The organism is Luteococcus sediminum, from assembly GCF_054783495.1.
The window spans coordinates 49,563-70,785 of record NZ_BAAGQL010000018.1; the positions used below are offsets into that span (position 1 = coordinate 49,563).

General features: G+C 66.0%; 20 protein-coding genes and 1 tRNA gene. 12 read left to right on the forward strand and 9 right to left on the reverse strand.

Annotation, left to right across the window (positions count from 1 at the left end; all coding sequences use genetic code 11):
• Positions 1-40 precede the first annotated feature (40 nt).
• Together ACYVKA_RS09900 and ACYVKA_RS09905 are read right to left on the reverse strand one after the other, a co-directional pair.
• The gene (locus tag ACYVKA_RS09900) at positions 41-388 is read right to left on the reverse strand and encodes a YidH family protein (protein ID WP_460705060.1); all 348 of its coding nucleotides are present in this window, start codon (positions 386-388) and stop codon (positions 41-43) included.
• A 20-nt stretch (positions 389-408) separates the two neighbouring features.
• Complete coding sequence (locus tag ACYVKA_RS09905; RefSeq protein WP_394275312.1) at positions 409-768, reverse strand: YidH family protein; 360 nt, start codon at positions 766-768, stop codon at positions 409-411.
• Between the two features lie 147 nt (positions 769-915).
• Between ACYVKA_RS09905 and ACYVKA_RS09910 the strand changes: the two genes are divergently transcribed.
• Positions 916-2,511: an AMP-binding protein gene (locus ACYVKA_RS09910; protein WP_460705062.1), complete on the forward strand. Its 1,596-nt coding sequence runs from the start codon at positions 916-918 to the stop codon at positions 2,509-2,511.
• A gap of 121 nt (positions 2,512-2,632) precedes the next feature.
• Here ACYVKA_RS09910 and ACYVKA_RS09915 read toward each other — a convergent pair whose 3' ends face one another.
• The 4 genes from ACYVKA_RS09915 to ACYVKA_RS09930 form a co-directional block, all read right to left on the reverse strand.
• Complete coding sequence (locus ACYVKA_RS09915) at positions 2,633-3,331, reverse strand: DUF3618 domain-containing protein (protein ID WP_394276989.1); 699 nt, start codon at positions 3,329-3,331, stop codon at positions 2,633-2,635.
• Positions 3,328-3,798, reverse strand: a complete 471-nt coding sequence (locus ACYVKA_RS09920; protein WP_394276990.1) for a phage holin family protein — start codon at positions 3,796-3,798, stop codon at positions 3,328-3,330. The genes ACYVKA_RS09915 and ACYVKA_RS09920 overlap by 4 nt, the downstream gene beginning before the upstream one ends.
• Positions 3,795-4,604, reverse strand: coding sequence for an ATP synthase subunit B family protein (locus tag ACYVKA_RS09925; RefSeq protein WP_460705064.1), 810 nt, complete (start codon positions 4,602-4,604; stop codon positions 3,795-3,797). Before ACYVKA_RS09925 ends, ACYVKA_RS09920 begins: the two co-directional genes overlap by 4 nt.
• Before the next feature lie 291 nt (positions 4,605-4,895).
• On the reverse strand, positions 4,896-5,297 hold the full coding sequence (locus ACYVKA_RS09930) for a hypothetical protein (protein WP_460705066.1): 402 nt from the start codon (positions 5,295-5,297) through the stop codon (positions 4,896-4,898).
• A 152-nt stretch (positions 5,298-5,449) separates the two neighbouring features.
• On the opposite strand from ACYVKA_RS09930, the gene ACYVKA_RS09935 reads away from it, so the two are divergent.
• Positions 5,450-6,358 carry an AEC family transporter gene (locus tag ACYVKA_RS09935; RefSeq protein WP_394276993.1) on the forward strand — a complete coding sequence of 303 codons (909 nt, stop codon included), beginning with the start codon at positions 5,450-5,452 and terminating at the stop codon, positions 6,356-6,358.
• A 20-nt stretch (positions 6,359-6,378) separates the two neighbouring features.
• On the opposite strand, the gene ACYVKA_RS09940 is transcribed toward ACYVKA_RS09935, so the two are convergent.
• Positions 6,379-7,782 carry an alpha,alpha-trehalose-phosphate synthase (UDP-forming) gene (locus ACYVKA_RS09940; protein WP_460705068.1) on the reverse strand — a complete coding sequence of 468 codons (1,404 nt, stop codon included), beginning with the start codon at positions 7,780-7,782 and terminating at the stop codon, positions 6,379-6,381.
• 130 nt (positions 7,783-7,912) lie between these two features.
• Here ACYVKA_RS09940 and otsB point away from each other — a divergent pair, with 130 nt between their 5' ends.
• Entirely contained in the window at positions 7,913-8,794 is an 882-nt protein-coding gene (gene otsB / locus ACYVKA_RS09945) for a trehalose-phosphatase (RefSeq protein WP_460705071.1), read from the forward strand.
• Positions 8,795-8,832: 38 nt separating this feature from the next.
• Positions 8,833-8,906, forward strand: a tRNA-Ile gene (locus ACYVKA_RS09950).
• Here the strand turns inward: ACYVKA_RS09950 and ACYVKA_RS09955 are convergent.
• The gene (locus ACYVKA_RS09955; RefSeq protein ID WP_460705228.1) at positions 8,866-10,548 is read right to left on the reverse strand and encodes a recombinase family protein; all 1,683 of its coding nucleotides are present in this window, start codon (positions 10,546-10,548) and stop codon (positions 8,866-8,868) included. The genes ACYVKA_RS09950 and ACYVKA_RS09955 overlap by 41 nt on opposite strands.
• Positions 10,511-10,792: a hypothetical protein gene (locus ACYVKA_RS09960; RefSeq protein WP_460705073.1), complete on the reverse strand. Its 282-nt coding sequence runs from the start codon at positions 10,790-10,792 to the stop codon at positions 10,511-10,513. Before ACYVKA_RS09960 ends, ACYVKA_RS09955 begins: the two co-directional genes overlap by 38 nt.
• Before the next feature lie 134 nt (positions 10,793-10,926).
• Between ACYVKA_RS09960 and ACYVKA_RS09965 the strand changes: the two genes are divergently transcribed.
• The 8 genes from ACYVKA_RS09965 (at position 10,927) to ACYVKA_RS10000 (ending at position 21,013) form a co-directional block, all read left to right on the forward strand.
• The gene (locus ACYVKA_RS09965; RefSeq protein ID WP_460705075.1) at positions 10,927-11,751 is read left to right on the forward strand and encodes a hypothetical protein; all 825 of its coding nucleotides are present in this window, start codon (positions 10,927-10,929) and stop codon (positions 11,749-11,751) included.
• Between the two features lie 66 nt (positions 11,752-11,817).
• A complete protein-coding gene (locus ACYVKA_RS09970) occupies positions 11,818-12,630 on the forward strand; it encodes a TIGR04255 family protein (protein ID WP_460705076.1) in 813 nt (270 codons plus the stop codon).
• Positions 12,623-13,282, forward strand: a complete 660-nt coding sequence (locus ACYVKA_RS09975; protein WP_460705078.1) for a hypothetical protein — start codon at positions 12,623-12,625, stop codon at positions 13,280-13,282. Before ACYVKA_RS09970 ends, ACYVKA_RS09975 begins: the two co-directional genes overlap by 8 nt.
• A 2-nt stretch (positions 13,283-13,284) precedes the next feature.
• Entirely contained in the window at positions 13,285-13,998 is a 714-nt protein-coding gene (locus ACYVKA_RS09980) for a hypothetical protein (protein WP_460705080.1), read from the forward strand.
• A 20-nt stretch (positions 13,999-14,018) separates the two neighbouring features.
• The gene (locus tag ACYVKA_RS09985) at positions 14,019-15,545 is read left to right on the forward strand and encodes a type I restriction-modification system subunit M (protein ID WP_460705082.1); all 1,527 of its coding nucleotides are present in this window, start codon (positions 14,019-14,021) and stop codon (positions 15,543-15,545) included.
• Complete coding sequence (locus tag ACYVKA_RS09990; protein ID WP_460705084.1) at positions 15,542-16,813, forward strand: restriction endonuclease subunit S; 1,272 nt, start codon at positions 15,542-15,544, stop codon at positions 16,811-16,813. Before ACYVKA_RS09985 ends, ACYVKA_RS09990 begins: the two co-directional genes overlap by 4 nt.
• A complete protein-coding gene (locus ACYVKA_RS09995) occupies positions 16,810-20,166 on the forward strand; it encodes a type I restriction endonuclease subunit R (protein WP_460705086.1) in 3,357 nt (1,118 codons plus the stop codon). Before ACYVKA_RS09990 ends, ACYVKA_RS09995 begins: the two co-directional genes overlap by 4 nt.
• Positions 20,153-21,013 carry a S1 family peptidase gene (locus tag ACYVKA_RS10000; protein ID WP_460705230.1) on the forward strand — a complete coding sequence of 287 codons (861 nt, stop codon included), beginning with the start codon at positions 20,153-20,155 and terminating at the stop codon, positions 21,011-21,013. The genes ACYVKA_RS09995 and ACYVKA_RS10000 overlap by 14 nt, the downstream gene beginning before the upstream one ends.
• Positions 21,014-21,223 lie beyond the last annotated feature (210 nt).

The following is a 21,223-nucleotide window of genomic DNA, read 5'->3' on the forward strand; positions in this document are numbered from 1 at the left end:
CCCGGTGGGGTGCGGGCCCTCGCCGTCGTCGGGCACAGGATCAGCGAGGCAGGACCTGCGCCATCCCGGGCAGGCCGAGGGCCACCAGCCACAGCAGGAAGAGGCCACCGCCGAAGGTCACCACGGTGGCGGTCAGTGGGAGCCACCCGCCGGTGCGCAGCTGCTGCTCCGGATCACAGAGCCCAGATGTGGCCCGGCGGTAGCGGCGCCGCGAGAGCACCAGCAGGCAGACCGAGACGACACTGCCCGCTGCTCCCAGCAGCAGCGCCCAGCCGCCCACCACGGGCAGCCCGAACCGGGCTGCGGTGAGGGCCCCCACCATCAGGGCCAGGCAGGTCCGCTGCCATGCCAGGGCGGTCCGCTCGGGTTGCAGGCCGGGGTCGAACAAGCCTGGTTGGGGCCGATTCGTCACAGGGTCCCCGCGAGTATCAGAAGCCCAGCCAGGCAGACCAGGACGCACAGGGGCACGGCCAGCGGCGAGGTGGGAAGCGGCCGGCCCAGGCGCATCGCCAGCTCGGTGCGTGACCAGCTGAACCAGGCCTGCAATGGCCCGACCAGGCCGGCGACGAGCAGCAGGATCGCGGCAGCGCGCAGGGCTGGATGGTCGGTGGTGTCGAGCACGGCCAGGGCGGTGCCGCCGGCCATCAGGGCCAAGGAGGTGCGGATCCAGGCCAGGAAGGTGCGCTCATTGGCCAGTGAGAAGCGCGGATCGGGCTCGTCGCCCTGTTCGTAGACGCGACGGGGGAACCGGGCCGGTGCATCTGCCACCGAACGCCTCCAATGCCGTTGGGCTGCAACCCCGGGGGGCCACCGGGCCTGTCCCGGTGCCCGTCAGCCTAGTCGGGCTCTTGGCACTGGCGGCGGTGGGTCGGTCATGCAATAGCCTCTGTGCCACACCACGAACGAGAGGAAGTCATGGAATACCGAGGGCCCTGGGATGACATCGACGTCCCCGACGTGAGCCTTTACGACCTCTTGTTCGAGCACCTCAGCGAGGCCGACGGCGCCAAGGTGGCCTTCGACCATGCCGAGACCGGCCAGGTGCTCACCTTCGTCGAGCTGAAGCAGCAGATCGACTCCGTGGCCACCTGGCTGGCCGAGCGCTCCATCGGGGCCGGAGATGTCGTGGCCATCGTGCTGCACAACCGGCCCGAATACGCGGTGGCCTTCCATGGCACCATGCGCACCGGCGCGGCGACCAGCCCGGTCAACCCGGCCGCCTCCGCCCACGAGGTGGCCCGTCAGCTGCGCACCACCGCCGCCCGCGTGGTGGTCACCAGCAGCGAAGAGCTCGCCACCGTCCGCGCAGCCCTGGACCTGCTGGACGAGCAGGTGGACTCTCTGGTTGTGGTGGGGTCCCCGGACGACGACACGATCGACTGGGGCGAGCTCATCACAACCGAGGTGGACCTGCCCGAGGTGCACCTCGACCCCGCCACGCACATCGCCTGCCTGCCGGTCTCGTCCGGCACGTCCGGTCTTCCCAAGGCCGTGATGCTGAGCCACCGCAACCTGGTGGCCAACATGATGCAGTTCGACGTCGCGCTGGACTCGATGGGCGAGGACAACTCGATGTTGTCCTTCTTGCCCTTCAGCCACATCTACGCGCTCACCACGAACATGAACTACAGCCTGCTCAGGCGCTTCTGCCAGTACACGATGAGCACCTTCCAGCCCGGCCTGTTCGCCAAGCTGGTGACCACCCGACGCCCCACCCTGCTCTTCGTGGTGCCGCCGGTGGCCGGCCTGCTGGTGCGCAGCCACGCCATGCGCGAACTGGACTGGAGCTCGGTCCGCCTGGTGGTCTCCGGTGCGGCGCCGCTGGACGGGGCAGTGGGCCAGGCGGTGCAGGAGATGATGGGGACCCGCCTGGTGCAGGGCTACGGAATGACCGAGCTCTCGCCGGTGACGCACGTCATCCCCGTCGACCGGTGCGACATCCCGCTCGACACCATCGGCCAGGCCATCCCCAATCTCCGCTTCCGCGTGGTGGACCCGGTCACGGGTGCCGACGTGGCGCCGGCTGCGCCGGGTGGGTGGAGTGAGCCGGGGGAGCTGTGGTGCCAAGGACCCAACACGATGCTCGGCTACCTGGGCCATCCGGAGGCCACGGCCGAGGTGCTGGTGGAGGACGGCTGGGTACGCACCGGCGACCTGGTCGTCGTCGACGAGCACGGCACCACCAAGGTGGTGGACAGGATCAAGGAGCTCATCAAGCGTCGCGGCTACCAGATCCCGCCCGCCGAGCTGGAGGCCCTGCTGGTGACCCATCCGCAGGTCGCGGATGCCGCCGTGCTCGGGCGCGACCGCGGTGACGGCGACGAGGTGCCGCACGCGCTGCTGGTGCTCGCCGAGGGCGTCGACCCGCTGACCGCACCTGACCACATCCTGCACTGGGCCAATGAGCAGATGGCTGCCTACAAGCGGATCGCCAGCTCCACCGTGGTGGCGCAGCTGCCCCGCTCGGCGGCGGGAAAGATCCTGCGTCGCCGGCTGGACGCACTGGTCTGAGCCTGCTGTCCTGGACGATGGAGCTGAACCAGGAACAGCGGCGGGGCCGCACCCAGTGGGTGCGGCCCCGCCGCTGTTCTTTCCTGCTGGCCCTCGGTGAGGCAGGGCCTTCAAGGCCTGGTCAGGCCTTCTTGACCTGCTCGGCCGACTGCTTGGCCGACTCGGCAACCTCGTCCTTGGAGGACTGGGCCTGCTCGGTCACGTCCTGCTTGACGAAGGCGGCCTCGTCCTTGACGACCTGGGCCGACTCGGCGGCGCTCTGCTTGACCTGCTCGGCAGCCTGCATCGCGGGCTCCTTCAGGCTGGCAGCGGCGTCCTTGGCGAGGTCCTGGGCCTGGTCGAGGTAGGGCTGGGCCTGCTCCTTGGCCTGCTCGACGTAACGCTTCTCCACCTTGGTGGAGGGCACGAGGCCACCGGCGAGGGCGCCGAGGCCGAAGGCCACGAGACCTGCAGCCAGCGGGTTGCCGCGGGTGGTGCGACGAACCTGGCGGGGAGCGTCGGCGACGTTCTGGCGAACGCCCTCGGCAGCATCGGCCGCGCGGTCACGAGCCTCGTCGGCACCCATCGCGGCGCGGTCGCGCAGCTCCTGGGCCTTGTACTCGGCCTGGCCGACCACGCCATTGTCGTAGTAGTCATCCTCGCGGCCGAAGATGCGCTCCTTGACGTCGCCCACCTTCTCGGCAACGCCCTCCTTGGCCTTCTCGACCTGGTTCTGGGCGATGTTCTTCGGGTTGGCCTCGTCGGCCAGCGCGTTGACGTCCTGGCTCAGGTTGGCGCGGGTGCGCTCGATGTCCTGGCGGATCTGCTCGGGGTTGCTCATCGGTTCTTCTCCTCATTGCCCTTCAGGGCGTTGGGAATCTTCTTGGCGGTCTCGGTGGTGCGGGGAAGGCCGTCGACCTCGTCGAACTCCTTCTTGCCCCGCTGGGCCAGGACTGCGGCGACGATGCCCCACAGCACTGCCATGATCAGGCCAGCCCAGCCGAGGGCCGGGTGGTCGTGGTTGCCGATCAGCACGGCCAGGGTCCACCAGGCGGCGAGGCTGAGGAAGGTCAGGGCCAGGTGGGCAGCGATGCCGGCTCCACCGACCATGCCAGCACCCTTGCCTGCGCGAGCGGCGTCCTGCTTGATCTCGGCCTTGGCGAGCTCCATCTCCTGGTGGACCAGGGTGCTGAAGTTCTCGGTCAGGTCCGAGACGATCTCGCCGAGCGAGCGGGGGTCCTCGACCTTGCCCTGGGCCGCAACGCCGTGGGCGGTGGGGCGGTCACCCGGGACGTGGGCGCCGCTCATCGGGTGCTTCCCGGACGGTCCTGGCCACGCAGGGGGTCATTGCCGTAGGGCTGGTCCTGCAGGTGGCCGGCCTCGCGGTCCAGGGGACGCTCGACGTGGGCGTAGCCGTACTCGACGTTCGCCTGGTCCTGGGCGTGGCGACGCTCGGTGTACTGGGGCTCGGTGTACTGGGGCTCGGTGTACTGGGGCTGGGTGTACTGGCGCTCCGGCACCTCGTAGCCCTCGCTGCGGAAGCGGCTCTCGCCGAACTGCGCACGGCGCTGGTAGGGGTTGGTGTCCAGCTCGGCGTCGCTGGCCAGGTCGCGGGTACCGCGGGCGAGGCGACCGGCAAGGAGACCGGCGCCGGCGGCGATGGCCAGGAAGGTGCCGGGCTTGCGGGCGGCGAAGCGACGCACCTCGAGCACGATGTCGTCGGGGCTGCTCTGCTCGAGCCACTGGGCCAGGTTGTCACCGCGGCTGGCGAGGTCGGAGACGAACTCGGCGACGGGGCCGCTGGCGGGCTTGCCCTGGCCGAGCTGGGTCAGCTCGCCGCTGAGACCGCGCACGGTGGTGGCGATGGCGTTCTGGCCATCGTTGGCACGTGTGCGGAACTCGCCCACGGTGCTGTCGATCAGGGTGCGAACCTGGTCGCGGGCCTCACCGGCCACCTGGGTGGCCTCGAGCTTGGCGGTCTCGGCCACCTGCTGACCACCCTCGACGGTGGCGTCCTTGAGGTCGGCGGCCTTGACCTTCGCCTCGGTGGCGACCTGCTCGGCCTCGCGCTGGGCCTGGTCGGCCTTCTGGTTGGGCTTGTTGGTCTTTGTCATGACTCTAGGCTCGCCGACTCCGACCCCGACCCGACACCAACCACGCCAGAAGCTACCCTTAGGGGTGGGGCGTTTTCGCTGTGGGCGTCGGGGCAGGGCCGTGACGGCTCAACAGGGGTTGGGAGAGCCCATGTCAGTGACCTGCTCGATGCCCCAGTGGCCCGGCTCGCAATTCATCACACTCCTTTGCTTGCACACCTCGCACGCCTTCCCGGGGCCGTTGAACTGCACGGTCCAGACGAGCGTGTCGGTGCAGTGGTCGCACCCCTCGAGGTCGTCGACGGCGGGCCATCATTGGGGCACTTCTTGAGCGGCATCGTCACCGATCGGCCGGGAGCCGTCGCGGGTGGCGGGCAGCCGCACCAGGGCGACGCCCTTGGCCTTGTCCAGCCCGACCAGGTCTCCACGCACTATGCCCGTGCTGGAGCGGACCGCGATCGAGGCGGCATCGGTGAACGACGGGGCAGCGGTCATCATCAGGTCGTCTGCGACGAAGAAGCCGCTTCCCTGGTTGAGTCCGACGCAGTTGTTCACCTGCACTCGCACGAGGCCACTGCCCCATGGGTTGGAGTGGCCACTACGCCGGCGCCGGCCGGGGGCTGGGCTGGAGGACGCGGAGGCGGTGCCGGTCGGCATCTGGTCGTCGGCTGGCGTGCCCGACGAGCAGCCCGCAACAAGGCCGAGTGCGAGCACGGCGACGGACAGGTGGACGCACCTGCCCGAGTACGCATGGCACCGTCCTGTCAGACGAACCCCGCCCCCGGGCATCCGGCGGCGGCAACCCTCGGCAACACAGCCCTGCCCGGGGGAGGGGTCCTAGGGTGTCCGGGAAGGGAGTGAGTCCGATGGAGATCCTGGTGAAGGCGCTGTCGCTCGTGGCGATCATCGCCACCGGCTACGGCATCAAGAGGATCGGCTGGGTCACCGTGGACGACTTCCCGATCTTCGCCACCATCGTGCTCAAGGTCACGCTGCCGTGCGCCCTGGTCACCAGCTTCAACAGCCAGCGCATCGATGCCGCCCCATTGCTGGTGCTGGCGAGCGCGGGCCTTCTGGTCAACCTCGTGATGCAGGTCGCCGGGGTGCTGCTGGAATCGCGTCGCGGCCGACAGGAGCAGGCCTTCGCCGTCATCAATGTCCCCAGCTTCAACATGGGCGCCTTCGCCATTCCCTACCTGTCGGGCTTCATGGGGCCCGCTGCCGTGGTCCATGCGAGCCTGTTCGACATCGGCAATGCCTTCGCCGCCGCAGGGATCGCCTATGCCTGGGGGACCTCCTTGGCCGACGAGGAGCGCCGGACGAGCGTGCGGGGCTTCGTGCACTCCATGCTCAGCTCGGTGGTCTTCGACGTCTACCTGGTGCTGGTGGCGATGCAGCTGCTGGACCTGCGCTTCCCCGCGCCGGTGATCACCTTCACCACCACCGTCGGATCGGCCAACACCTTCCTGGCCATGCTGATGATCGGCATCGGCCTGGAGGTGAAGCTGGACCGCAGACGCTATGGTCAAGCCGCCCGCTACCTGCTCGTGCGCTACGCCATCTGCATCGTGCTCGCTCTGGGTGTGTGGCAACTGCCCCTGCCGCAAGACTTCCGGCTACTGCTGGTGATGGTGCTCTTCGCCCCCATTGCCGCCATGGCGCCCGGATTCACCTCAATCATCCGTGGCGATGTCACGCTGAGCACCTTCATGACCAGCGTCAGCATCGTGGTGGGCATCATTGCGATGCCCACCCTGCTGACGGTGTTGGGCTGACGGTGTTGGGCTGACCGGGCTCAGGCGCCCAGGTCGCGCAGGAAGTCCTTGGCCCAGTCGTCGATCTGGTGGCTGAAGACCTGCTTGCGCAGCGCCCGCATCCGCCGGCCACGCTCCGCCTTCGAGTCGGTCGCAGCCTTCAGGATCGTCTGTTTCATGCCGTTCAGGTCGTGCGGGTTGCACTGGTAGGCCTGCTTCATCTCCTTCGCGGCGCCGGCGAACTCGCTGAGCACCAGCGCGGCATCGTCGTCCTGGTGGCAGGCGACGTACTCCTTGGCCACCAGGTTCATGCCGTCGCGCAGCGGGGTGACCACCATCACGTCGGCGATCGAGTACATCGCCGCCATCGTGGTGCGCGGGAAGGAGTCGTGGCGGTAGGCGATCACCGGACGGCCGATGTCGCCCTCCTGGGAGTTGATCCGGCCCACCAGCAGGTCGATGTCGTCGCGCAGCTTCTTGTACTCCTCGACGCGCTCGCGCGAGGGGGTGGCCACCTGCAGGAAGACGGTCTCTGCCGGGTCGAGCTCGTCGTCGCGGAAGAGCTCGCCGAAGGCGCGGATCCGCTGGCGCAGGCCCTTGGTGTAGTCCAGCCGGTCGATGCCCAGGAAGATCGTGCTCGGATTGCCCAGGTTCTCGCGCAGCTGCTGGGCCTCCTCCTGCACCGCCGGGTCCTCGGCCAATGCCTTGAAACCGTCGGCATCGATCGAGATCGGGTAGGCGCGGGCCTTGACGGTGCGGCCGTCGGGCATGGTGATCGTGTCGCGCGTGGCCTGCACGCCCGAGAGCTGCTTGGCCAGACGCACGAAGTTGTGCGCCCCGCCGGGCAGCTGGAAGCCGATCAGGTCTGCGCCCAGGAGTCCCTCGACGAGCTCCTTGCGCCACGGCAGCTGCTGGAAGAGCTCCTGGGGCGGGAAGGGGATGTGCAGGAAGAAGCCGATGCGCAGGTCGGGGCGCAGCTCGCGCAGCATCGAGGGCACCAGGTGCAGCTGGTAGTCCTGCACCCACACCGTCGCGCCCTCGGCGGCGTTGGCGGCCGCGGCCTCGGCGAAGCGCTGGTTCACCTGCTTGTAGGTGTCCCACCACTCGCGGTGGAACTCCGGCGGCGCCACGACGTCGTGGTAGAGCGGCCAGAGAGTCGCGTTGGAGAAGCCCTCGTAGAAGTCCTCGACGTCCTGGCTGTTCAGCGGCACCGGCACGATCGAGTAGCCCTCGTGCTCGAAGCCGTCAATGGTTTCGTCGGGGGCGCCGTGCCAGCCGATCCAGGCACCGCCCTTGCGCTTCATCACGGGCTCGAGGGCCGTCACCAGGCCGCCGGGGGAGGTTCGCCAGACGGGCTGTCCGTCGGCATCGGTCTTGCGGTCCACCGGAAGGCGGTTGGCCACCACGAGGAAGTCGGAGAGTTCAGCGTTCTGGGTCTGGGGCATGGATCTCAAGTCCTTCGCACTGGTCGGTTCACCTTCCATCCTACCCAGCGTCGGAGCTGCACCGCCGGCCCACGGTCTCCGCCCGGTCGTGGTGACGTGGGTGCAGCCCCGCTCGTGGCAGGCTGGGGCCATGAGCCTGGAGACAGCACAGATGCCCACCGACGGCACATGGCGCGCCGTCACCCCCGAGGGAGCACAGGCCATCGAGCAGGTCGCGGCCATGGCAGCCCAGGTGCTGCTGGTCAGCGACTTCGACGGCACCCTGGCCCCGATCGTCGACGACCCCACCCAGTCACGGCCGCACCCGGCAGCGCTGGAGGCCTTCGCGGGCTTGGGCCGGCACGTGGCCCAGCTGGCCGTGGTCACCGGCCGCGAGGTGCAGGTCTGCCGCCAGCTCGGCGGCTTCGAACGAGTGCCCGGCTTCGAGCAGCTCGTCGTCCTGGGCCAGTATGGGCAGGAGTCGTGGGATGCCGCCACCGGTGAGGTGGCCCTGCCGCCGGTACCGGAACAGGTGACCGCGGCCCATCAGGAGCTCGAAGCCCTGGTCGCCTCGGCTGGGCCCGAACTGGACGGTGTCGTGCTGGAGGACAAGGGCCGCGCCATCGGCGTGCACACCCGTCGCGCCGCGGATCCCGAGGGCGCCTTCGTCGCACTCCAGGCCCCGGTGGCCAGAGTCGCCCAGGCCCACGGCCTGCTGCTGGAACCCGGTCGCCACGTGATCGAGGTGCGCAGCTCCGCCATCACCAAGGGGGACGCCATCCAGAGCCTGGTCGACCGCTTCAGCCCTGGCGTGGTGGTGATGATGGGCGACGACCTGGGCGACCTGGCCGCCTTCGCCCGCGTCGTCGATCTGCGCGAACAGGGGATCGTTGGCATCAGGGTCGTCGCCGGCTCGGCCGAGCAGCCCGACGTCGCGGCCCAGGCCGACGTATTGTGCGACGGGCCCTCCGGCATCGCCGCCTGGCTCCAGGACCTGCTGGCCCGGGTGGAGCGGGTGCGCAAGCAGGGCTAGTGTTGACGCACCGGCACGGGGGAGTACCCCCGGCCTGGGGGGCGTTGGCGCAGCCGGTTAGCGCAGGGTGCTCATAACACCTCGGTCGCGGGTTCGAGCCCCGCACGCCCCACCCAAAGTGTCTTACGGGAACACGCGACATCGGAAGATGTTGAGTGTTCCCGTTTGGACTTCTTGCTGTCCGTGGCGGTGTCCGCCTCGTTGACGATGGTGGCGAACGGTTCGGCGAGGCGTGGGCGTAGCTGCTCGTCGTCGGTGATCTCCAGTCGCGTGTAGAACGCCTGGTTCGCGAGTCTCCGGTTCCCGTCATCCGAATACGCGTAGGCGCGGTGAGCGTCCGTCAGCAGCCGGAGGGAGTCCTGGAGGAACGCCCGTGCCCCGGAGTGGTGTTCGTCATGCTGGGCGAGGCGCTGCTCGATGTCAGCGAGGCCCACACGGATACGGTCCTGGTGGCGCTTCAACGTCGGTAAGTCGATCGCATCGGCGAAGTGCGCCGCGAGAAGCTTGTCGCTCTCTGCTTCGAGGCGTGCCCGGTTGGCGGTGAGGTCGGCGAACTCCTGATCCCGACCGGCGCTCTGCTCATCGAACGCGGCATCGACTTCGGCGGCGAGGTGTCGGTAGTCGGCCTCGCTGATCGTGATATCGCGGTAGGAGTCCTCAACCAGCCGCTCGGCAACCTGGACGGGCACAGCGCGGCGGGTGCAGTTCGTCTTCTTCGCTGCACGGCCCGAGCAGATGAAGTAGGCGTATGTGGTGCCGCGCGGGTTCGTCGCGAAGTCGAGCAGCATCCGCGACCCGCAACTGCCGCAGTGCAGCAACCCCTTCAGATGGTGCGCGTGCTGGACGTGCCGCGTCATCCTCGCGTTGCGCGCCTTCAGCAGCGATTGCACCTGATCGAACAGCGCGGGCTCGATCAACGGCCCATGCGCGCCGGGATGCAGTGCCCCCTTGTAGCGGATCACCCCGACGTAGTACGGGTTTGTGAGCAGCTTGTAGAGCGTGTTCTTACCCAACGGCTTTGGCGGTCGTTTCGGCGTCGGCACGGTCGTCAGGCCGCGCGCAGTGAGGTCACGCAACAGCCCGGTGACGGAGGTCTCTCCCTTGGCGTAGGTCTCGAACGCCCACCGAATCAGCGGTGCGCGTTCGGGATCGACCTCGACGGTGCGAATCTCGCGGCCTTGATCGTCGGTACGGCGCACGTTGAGGTACCCGACCGGGGCGCGCATCGGCGTGCCGCCTTGTGCGAGCTTCTGTGTCAGTCCTTTGGTGACCTCGGTGGCGAGGTTGCGGCTGTAGAACTCCGCAATGGACGACATGATGCCGTGCACCAGCATCCCCGACGGCGTCTGGTCGATGGACTCCGTCGCCGACACCAAGGTGACGCCTGCGGCGAGGAGAGCTTCGTGAATCTTCACGTCATCCGCGCGGTTGCGGGCGAGCCGATCAAGCTTGTGCACGATACAGAAGGTCACCCGGGTTGCGGTGATGAACGCGAGCATCTCCTGCAACCCGTCGCGATCCGCCGACCGCGCCGACTCCCCAGCGTCCACGAACTCCCGCACGACCCGCGCACCCAGTTCTGCGGCCTTCCGAGCGTTGGCCTCGCGCTGCGCGGGGATCGAAAAGCCCTCGTCGGTGCCGCCGCGCTTGGCCTGCTCCCGCGTCGAGACACGCAGGTAGGACACCGCGAGCAGCGCAGGGGCCTCAGCTGTGGCGTCACGCGACCCGGATGCGACGCTGGTGACGATGCTCATGGTTGGCCTCCTTGCCGGAGTGGTGCTTGGTCTCGATTCTCTCGCGCACCCCTGACAAACCGAAGGCCGAAGGTGACTCCGCGAGACCGTCAGGCGGTGGGAGGCCGAAGGGATCGGCTTCGCCAGCGACCCAGGCTCGATGTCGAGCGTCGGCGATGCCGAGTACCCACTCGATGAGCTTGCCCAGGTCAGGATCATCCCGCCGCGTCGCCCGCAGCCGCCGATTCCTCGCCTCGTCAACCATGAAAGACAGGTGCACGCCCGCCCGCACGATGCACGAAAACTCGCTCCACGATCGTTCCTCACAGAGACGACACGCGTCTTGCACATCGAGGATTCGCCACTTACGTCGGTGACGAAACCGACGTACCGTAGAGCATGGCCCTCAAACGCTACGACCCCGACGAGGCGGAGTTCGACGCCCGCTACCAGCGATGGCTCGCCGCCCTCGAATCCGGCGACGAAGACGAACTCCTCGAAGCCACCGCGGCGATCCCCACCCTGAACGGCCAGGTACTCGACAGGTTCTTCGCCGCGCCGAGCGACGAACTTGGAAGGCCTGGGCAGCGGGCGATGGAGCAACGCCTGATCGTGCTCCTAAGCGAGCTTCGCCCACACGAAGCGGCCCGGCTCCGTGAACTGCACAAGGCCAGACAACGGCGTCTTGACCGCACGACCCGAATCGGCCGCTCCGTGGAGCTGCCGACGAAGTGCGCCCGCTGCGGCGGCAAGCTCAAGGATGTGAAGCCGACGGGCAGGCCGCGCATCTACTGCTCCCCGGCTTGCCGCAAGGCTGCGTATGAAGACCGCCGAGCCCATCGCGACGGTGCAGTGCAGGTTCAGGTCGTGGAGCGCGTCGTCACTGAGGTCAGAGAGCGCCGCATCGATGTGCCCCACCCGCGAAGTGAGTGCATCCGCGAGGTCTTCGCCAACGACGACGCGCTTGTGAACGTGATCTGGGCACTCATCGAAGCTGTCCGAGGCGGCGACGACCCGGCCTTCAGCCCAGACCAGCCGAGGTTCTGGGACCTCTACAACAACGTCGAAGTGCTCTACGAGGCCCTGGTCAAGCGTGCTGCAAGCTACGAGCCACCCGACCCTGCCGAGCCAGCTAATGAGGAACCCTGGTTGGCGACCAACGTCCGACGCAACATGCAACGCTTCACCCGACGGGACCCGGAGGAACCTCCTCGTGTGCCGTAGTCTTGCGCGTGACAACCGATCATGTTTGGTTGCTGTTCCGGTTTCAGCACTGGTAGGATCGTTGGTGTGAGGGAGCGAGAGATTTACCCGAGCGCACCTATCGTTCTGATGGCGATCGAGGTGCGGCACCCGCTGTGCGAGCCACTTGACCGCAAACAGGTCACGGAGGTGTCCGCGCGGATCAAGCAGCTGCTTCCCCTGCCGAGTGAGATGAACGAGGTCTCCGTCACCGTGCAGGCAGGGCCGGACGGTCCGCCCACGCAGCAGCAGGTCGTCAGCAGCTTCCCGAGGTGGACGAGCCGCGACAAACGGACTGCATTGTCGGTCCGCGCGGACAGCCTCGTGATCGAGACCACCGACTACGGCAGCTACGACAGGATGCGTGAATTGCTCGATGTCGTGCTCCAGACCCGCCTGGCCGTTGCGGCCCCGGTCGGAGTCGAACGGATCGGTCTCCGGTACATCGACGAGATCAGGGTTCCCGCCGAGAACGGTGGCAGCGCGCCAGACTGGGATCAGTGGGTGGATGCTTCGCTGCTCGGCCCCGCGCATGTCGGTGCGGAGTTGGGGCTTGCGCCGGTGGTGAACGAAGGTGTCTTCGTGTTTTCCGGTGGCAGTGATCATGCGCTGGTGCTGAGGTACGGGGCGCAGAGCGACTACGCCGTGCAATCGACTCCCGAGTTGCGCCGTCCGTTGCCTCCTCCTGGGCCACTGTTCAAGCTGGACATCGACAGTTTTTGGCAGGCAGCCGACGAGGTGCCCGAGTTCGACGCAGAAGTCATCCTGCGCCAGGCAGACGCACTGCACGAACCCGTGCGTGGAGTCTTTGAGAGCGTGATCACAGATCGACTACGAGTGGAAGTGTTGCGAAATGACTGACACCTTGGTGCGGAACGCCGCTGTCGAGTCGGCGCTGGGCACGCGTGCCACCGCGGGCGACTCCACCTTCACTCGGAATCTGACGGAGACTCGACTCACGCCTCCCCGTCTGACGACGGAAGTCGGTGGGATTCGGAGCGTGGCTCGCGCCCTCCACAATGATGTTGACGACCTCCACAAGCGTACTCACGAGGATGAGTGGCGGACGGCGGCAGCTGAGCGCGGCCGGGCCAGTGTGATGTCGATGCTCACGGAGCTTGCTGATCTCGGGTTCGCGTGGCGTGACATCGCACGGATGGTCGGCGTGAGCGTGCCCGCCGTGCAGAAGTGGCGAAAGGGAGAGAAGGCGTCGGGTGACAGCCGCATTCGGATTGCGAGCCTGCTTGCCGCGTGCGACTTGATCACAAGTCACTACATGGTCGACGAGATCGCCTCCTGGTTCGAGATACCGCTCTCCTCGTCTGCCCCTGTCACGCCCATCGTGCTCTACGCCGCCAATCGCGCTGACCTCGTGTTCGAGTTCGCGACCGGTCACGTGGACCCCGAAGCATTGCTGTCGGAGTTCGATCCCGACTGGCGCGAACGGTACCGATCAGACTTCGAGGTCTTCGAAGCGGGCGACGGCAACCGATCGATCCGCATGAAGGGCTGATCTTGAGCCACGACCTCGAATCCCCGTACGTAGAGGGTGTCCCGGACTGGGATGCCCTCTACCGTGCGCGTGGCGACGAGGTCTCGACGACCCGACCCATCTTCACCGGTGACGTGTTCACCGGCGTGCAACTCCCGGGGTCAACAGGTAGGACGAAAGCGCGTTCCGTTGTCGTCCTCCAACATCCCTGCTCCATGCGGACGAACGGCGTCGACCTTGCCTGGCAGGTCCTTGTTGCCGAGGTGACAAATCGCAAGGAGATCGACGAGCCGGGTTGGGTGGGCGGCAACTACAACCTGATGCCGCTGCCTGACATCCGTCCCGACGTAGTGAGCCAGAGCCAGCACCAGGCGGCGAACTTCGACAACCTCTATACGGTGGCGCCTGACCTGCTGGCCTCGCGAGTCGCCTCTCTGTCGCCGTTCGGAGTGAATCTCCTTCTTCAGCGTTGGGTGCACTACAGCTCGCGTGTCGTGGTTCCCACGCACACGTTCCACGAGCAGACCGCTGCTTTCTATGAGGAAGCGGATCTGATTGAGGAGTGGTGCGACGAGGCGATCGGCGCCGATCTTCGGGCGGCGACTCAGGCTTGCATGGATTGGCTGCGCGCCGATCGGGATGGCTCCACCCATCAGGAGCTGCTGAAGAACCCGCAGTCCCACAGCATGATCCGCCGCGCGATGCGCCAGGAACTGAGAGAACGGAACCGCGTTTGAGAACGACAGACCTCGCCAAGGTGCGCGCCACCCTGTGGGCCGCGGCCGACGAGCTACGCGCGAACTCGAAGCTGACACCGGTGCAGTACCGCGACCCGGTGCTCGGGCTGGTCTTTCTCGCCTACGCCGAGAACCGCTTCGAAGCGATCCGAGCAGATGTCGAGTCGCGGGCATCCGCACGGAACCCCGCGACCGTCGCCGACTACAAGGCAAAGTCCGTACTCTACGTTCCAGACGAGTCGAGGCTGTCATACCTGGTCGGGCTTCCTGAGGGCGATGACATCGGCAAGGCCGTGGATAACGCAATCAAGGCCATCGAGGCCACCAATCCCGAACTGAAAGACATCCTGCCCCGCGGCTACCAGAAGCTGGAACGCCCGACGCTGATCGAGCTGCTCCGCCTTTTTGCACCACTGCCGATGCAGCTCGAAGGCGACGCGTTCGGGTTCATCTACGAGGACTTCCTCTCCAACTTCGCCGCCCAGGAGGGCAAGGGCGGCGGCGAGTACTTCACCCCCTACTCGATCGTTCGGCTGATCGTCGAGATTCTGGAACCCTTCCAAGGCCGCGTGTTCGACCCGGCCTGTGGCTCGGGCGGCATGTTCGTGCAATGCGCGAAATTCGTCGAACGCCACCACGAATCTGCGACCCGCAAGCTCTCGGTCTTCGGAACCGAGAAGACCGAAGACACCGTGCCACTGGCCAAGATGAACCTCGCCCTCCACGGGCTCTCTGGCGACATCCGCCAGGCAAACAGCTACTACGAAGACCCCCATCGCGCGGTCGGCGCGTTCGACTACGTGATGGCCAACCCGCCGTTCAACGTCGACAAGATCAAGAAGGAACAGCTCACCGGCGACAGACGCTTTCCCTTCGGCCTGCCCAAGGCTGACAACGGCAACTACCTCTGGATTCAGCAGTTCTACGCAGCCCTCGCACCGACGGGTCGCGCCGGGTTCGTCATGGCGAACAGCGCGGGCGATGCCGGACACTCCGAGAAGGACCTGCGCAAGCAGCTCGTCGAGTCGGGCGCGGTCGATGTGATGATCGCCATCGGCTCCAACTTCTTCTACACCGTCACCCTGCCGGTGACGTTGTGGTTCCTCGACAAGGCCAAGCTCGGCACCCCACGCGAAGACACGGTGCTGTTCATCGACGCCCGGCATATCCACAACCAGATCGACCGCGCTCACCGGGACTTCACACCCGAACAGATCGAGTTCCTCGCCAACGTCGTCCGCCTCTACCGGGGCGAAGAGGTCGAGACCGTAGCGGGTAGCGAGGCGCTGCTGGCCGAGAACTTCCCCACCGGGCGGTACGTGGATGTCGCGGGGCTCTGCAAAGTCACCACTCGCGCTGAGATCGAAGCCCAGGGCTGGAGCCTCAACCCCGGCCGCTACACCGGCTCAGCCGCGGTCGAGGAGGATGACGAGGACTTTGTGGCCAAGCTCGAAGAGTTGTATGAGGAGTTCACGCTCCTGAGCAATGAGGCCGATAACCTCCGGGTCAAGGTCGACGCCGCCGTCAAAGGGATTCTCGACGTATGAGCGGCTGGCGAGAAGTTGAACTCGGCCGCGGGCTGCGCGTGAAGCACGGATGGGCCTTCAAGGGTGAGTACTTCCGGGACGCCGGGGAGCAGATCGTCCTGACTCCGGGCAACTTCCATGACGGGGGTGGCTTCAAGCCGAAGAACGGCACTGAGAAGTTCTACGACGGCACCTACCCCGAGCAGTTTCTACTCAAACGAGGCGATGTCGTGACTGCGATGACTGAGCAGGCGCAGGGCCTCCTGGGGAGCACGGCAACCATTCCGAAGGACGACACCTACCTGCACAATCAGCGAATTGGGCTGATTGAGATCACTGACCCGGAGGTGCTCGACCTCCGGTACGTCTATCACCTAATGAACGCAGCCGTCGTGCGTCGGCAGCTTTATGCGACGGCAACGGGCGCGAAGGTACGACACACTGCCCCGGAACGTATCCAGTCCGTACAGGTCGAGGTTCCCGACATACTGACCCAGCGGGTAATCGCTGAGCTACTCGACGGGATCGATGACCTGATCGAGAACAACCGGCGGCGGGTGGCGGTGCTCGAGGAGATGGCGAGGACCATCTACCGCGAGTGGTTCGTGAAGTACCGCTACCCCGGTCACGAGGACGTCCCCCTGGTCGACTCCGCCCTTGGCCCGATCCCCGAGGGGTGGGAGGTGCGGCCCCTCGCTGCGATCGCGAAGGTCAATCAGACGTCGCGCAAGCCCAGACCAGATGAAGTGTTCCGGTACCTCGACATCGCGGCGCTCGCGGAACGCGAGGTTGGTGAGTTGGACGCGGTCGAAGGCGCGGATGCGCCCGGTCGAGCGCGGCGAGTCATCAAGCCTGGTGACACCGTTTGGGCGACGGTACGACCGAATCGCAGAGCCCATGCCTTGGTCGTTGCCCCGGGAGAGGACTGGATCGCCTCTACAGGCCTGGCTGTCCTATCCCCGACGACTGTTTCCTCGGCATTCTTGTTCGAGGCAACCTCGACGACGACCTTCTCTGACTGGCTCATTGGGCGCGCCACTGGCTCGGCGTACCCAGCGGTTCGTGCTGTCGACTTCGAGGAAGCGACAGTCGCCGTGCCGAATGCCTCGATTGACGCAGCCTTCGCCGAGAAGGTGGCTCCGATGCACGAGCTGAGCTGGAAGTTGCGCGCTGAATGCTCCGCGTTGGCTGGCCTGCGCGACCTACTCCTGCCGAAGCTCGTCACCGGTCAGATCGACATATCGTCGCTCAACCTTGACGTACTGATGGAGGAGCGGGTGGCGTCATGACACCGATCGGCCCTGAGTATTCCTACGTTGAGAAGCCCAGCATGGAGTTGTTGGGGCAACTCGGCTGGGCGCAGATCGACGCGTTCCAGGAGACGCTGGGCCCCCAGGGCACGCTCGGGCGTGACTCCCAGCACGACGTGGTGCTCACCCACCGTCTGCGGTTCGCGATGCGCAAGCTCAACGACGCCCAGGTTCCCGACACGTCGATCAACGAGGCCATTGAGGTGCTCACCAAGGATCGCTCCGTCATGAATCAGGTGCGTGCGAACCGTGAGGTCTACGACCTGCTGCGTGACGGCTACCGTGCAGAGTGGACAGATGATCACGGTGAGAAGCGCACCGAGACGCTGCGCTACCTCGACCTGAAGAACCCCTCCGATAACGATCTGTTGGCGGTACAGCAGATGTGGGTCAAGGGCCACTTGCACTCCCGCCGTCTCGATGCCGCTCTGTTCGTCAACGGTGTGCCTTTGGTGTTGATGGAGTTCAAGGAGCCGGGCGTCGCGTTGAAGTCGGCGTACGACGACAACGTGACCGACTACCGCGACACCATTCCGCAGTTGTTCATCCCGAACTGCTTTGTGCTGCTCTCCAACGGCAGTGAGGCGAAGGTCGGGGCGACGTACTCGCCGTGGGAGTTCTTCGGCGACTGGAAGGTTATCGACGCCGCGGGTACTCGTGGCGCGGTCGCTTTGGAGACCGCACTCCGGGGTACATGTGACCCTGCGATCCTGCTCGACCTGTTTGAGAACTTCGTCGCGTACCTGGAGCGTCCGGGCGGTCTCATCAAGAACGTCGCCCGCTCGCACCAGTACCTCGGTGTGAACGCAGCCATCGAGAACCTGCGCCGGGCTCGTGCCGAGCAGGACAAGCGACTCGGTGTGTTTTGGCACACCCAGGGTTCGGGCAAGTCGCTGTCGATGCTGTGGTTCACGCAGAAGGTGCTGCGTCAGATCGCTGGCAAGTGGACGTTCGTGATGGTCACCGACCGCACCGAGCTCGATACCCAGCTTCACGGTGAGTTCGCTGATGCCGGGGCAGTTCCGCCTGAGGCGCGGGTTCACGCGGCATCCATCGCTCATCTTCGCGAGCTGCTGGCCGCCGATCACCGCTACGTGTTCACGCTGATCCAGAAGTTCCAGCCGTCCAAGGCTGCGGGCGAGCGGGAGATGCCTGTGCTCTCGGAGCGCTCGGACATCATCGTCATCACCGACGAGGCGCACCGCAGTCAATACGACACCCTGGCGTTGAACATGCGCCGGGCACTGCCGAACGCGTCGATGATGGGCTTCACCGGCACGCCGCTGATCGCGGGTGAAGAGCAGGCGACCCGGGAGCAGTTCGGCGAGTACGTCAGCATCTACAACTTCCGCGATGCCATCGAAGACGGCGCGACCGTGCCGCTCTATTACGAGAACCGCATCCCTGAGCTGCAACTGGTTAACGAGAACTTCTCCGACGAACTTGACTCACTCCTCGAAGCAGCCGAGTTGGATGAAGACGCCGAGGGCGCGTTGGCGCGCGAGTTCAGCACGCAGTACACCCTGTTGACCCGCCCAGAGCGACTGAAGACCATCGCATCTGATCTGGTGCGGCACTTCGTCGGGCGAGGGTTCGCTGGCAAGGCGATGTACGTCGGCCTCGACAAGGCCGCCGCCGTGCGCATGTTTGCCCTGGTGCAGGAGGCGTGGGCGGAGCACCTGGCCGAACTGCGCGCCGAGCACGACGCGCTACCTGAGCTGGAGCGCCCCTGGCTCGCCTCACGCATCGAGTTGATGGATACCACCGATATGGCGGTGGTCGTCTCGCAGAGCCAGAACGAGCTGAAGACGCTCGACGACCAGGGCCTCGACATCCGCCCCCATCGCGAGCGTATGAACCGCGAAGACCTCGCCGAGAAGTTCAAAGACGCCGCCGACCCTTTGCGGCTCGTCTTCGTCTGCGCCATGTGGATGACCGGCTTTGATGCCCCGAGCGTCTCGACGGTCTATCTCGACCGTCCGATGAAGAACCACACCCTGATGCAGACCATTGCCCGCGCCAACCGCGTCTTCCCTGAGAAGGACAACGGCCTCATCGTTGACTATGTCGGCGTCTTCAGGAACCTGGAGAAGGCGCTCGCAATCTACGGGGCCGCAAGTGCGGGTGAGTCGCCCATCGAGATCATCGACGCACTCGCGGGCGAGTTGGACGCTGCGGTGGCCGAGCTGACCTCGTTCTGTGCGAATGCCGGTGTTGACCTCCTGGCGATGCGCGACGCGGAAGGCTTCGACCACATCGCCAAGCGCGACGCTGCGGTCGAGGCGCTGCTGGTCGATGAGGAGACCCGCAACGACTTCACCGGTAAGGCGCGGCAAGTGCGCAAGGTCTTCAAAGCGCTCCTGCCGAACCCGAAGGCCGGAGCCCAGCAGCGCACCGTCGCCGCGATCCGGGTGCTCCACGAGCGCATCGTCGAAGTCACACGCCCGCCCGAGGCTGACATCTCGGCAGTATCCGACGCGGTTGACGCGCTACTCGACCGTTCGGTCGGCGCGGAGGAGTACGTCATCCGGGCCGCAGCCGAAGGCACCAACCCCGACCCGCTGATTGACCTGTCGCTCATCGACTTCGACGGACTCGCCGCCAAGTTCGCAGGCCGGCGGCGCGCCGAAACCGATCGCCTCGCGCAGGTGCTCCGGCAGCAGGCGATCGGGGCCGCTCTGCGGAACCCCACGCGCTACGAGCTTGTCGAACGCATTGAACAGCTCATCGAGGACTACAACGCAGGCAGCGTGAACATCGACGAGTACCTGCGTCGTCTCATCGAACTGTCCCAGACACTGACCACCGAGGAAGAACGGGCCGTTCGAGAGGGCATGACTGAGGAAGAGCTCGCGATCTTTGACCTGCTGACTCAGCCGGACCCCGTCCTGACCGCCGCAGAGCGGGAGACCGTCAAGACCAGCGCCAAGCAGCTGCTGGAGCACCTCAATGAGAAGCTCGTGCAGGACTGGCGGCGCAAAGTTGCCACTACGAACGACGTCAACAGTACGATCCGTCGCGTCCTCGATCAGAGCCTGCCCGAGGTGCCGTACACCGTCGACATCTTCCACACCAAGGTGCAGTTGGTCTTCGACCACGTCCTCACCGCCTATGGCGACAACGGTGAGAGCGCCTATTCGCCCCGCATCGACTTCAGCTACCCAGGCGAACACGTGCAGATCGAGCACGGCGGCCCGATCGACGTGAACAAGGTCGCTGACGATGTCGTTGCCCGCATCCACGCCGATCCAGCGTTTGCGGCCCAGGTTGCGGCGCAATTGCAGCCGGAGCGTCCCATGCCAGGTAGAGAGGGTGGCCATGCGTACCGTTGAAACGGTTGCAGATCAGCTGTTCTTCACGACGGTCTATATTGAGGCTGCCGCGCCAGGAGGCGTCTCAACAGGTACAGGATTCGTGGTCAGCTACCACACCCCCGAGGGCATCCTTCCGATCCTTATCACGAACAAGCACGTGCTCGGGGACTTCTCCGAGATCACCTTCAGGATGGTGGCGGCAGAGACCGGCGCGCCCAGCAAACACGCTACCCAGATCACAGTGTCCGGTGTCGTCCCTGGGCAAACTTGGGTCGGGCACCCTGATCCCAATGTGGACATCGCGGTTATGCCGTTCGGAGAAGTCATGACGGCCATGGCGAACAACGGTGCGCCGCCTTATTTTCGGGCGTTCGGTCCCGAGAACTTCTTGACCCAGGAGCAAGCCGACGAGCTTGACGGTATCGAGCAAGTCCTTTTTGTGGGATACCCCAACGGCCTGTTCGATACTGCGTCCTGGATGCCAATCGTCCGGCGAGGGCAGACTGCGACCCCAATCTACAACGATTATCGGGGTCAACCGTCGTTCCTTATCGACGCATCTGTGTTTCCGGGATCCAGCGGGAGCCCAGTGGTGATCTACGACAGGGGGATGTATGTGACCCGTACTGGGGCGACGAACATTGGTTCAAGGTTCTATCTCGCGGGCGTCGTCGCTGCTGTGCACACCCGTCAGGTGCTTGGCCAGATCATTCTTACCCAGAGCACACCGGCCGCGACATTCAGCGACATGATCGACCTCGGAATCGTGTACAAGGCCGGAGCCATCCAAGAAGCGGTCGACGTACTTGTACAAAGCAAAGGCATCCAGCTTGAGTCTCCGCCGTCAGCGGAAACACTTGCGTGACGTTCGTCTATCGAGTCTTCCTCCAGACGGTTCCCCGGTGGATGCCGAAGCGTTTCGCTAGCGCGCTTACGCTGACACCGTTGGCGCGGGCTGTTCGCATAGCGTCCACTTCCGCCTCCGTCAGCCGTGTTCGAGTGAGTCTCCTTGGCTCCGCCGACGCCGCGATGAGCGGGTCGTCGGCCTCTCCCTCGGCCTCAGCCCCCTCGCGAA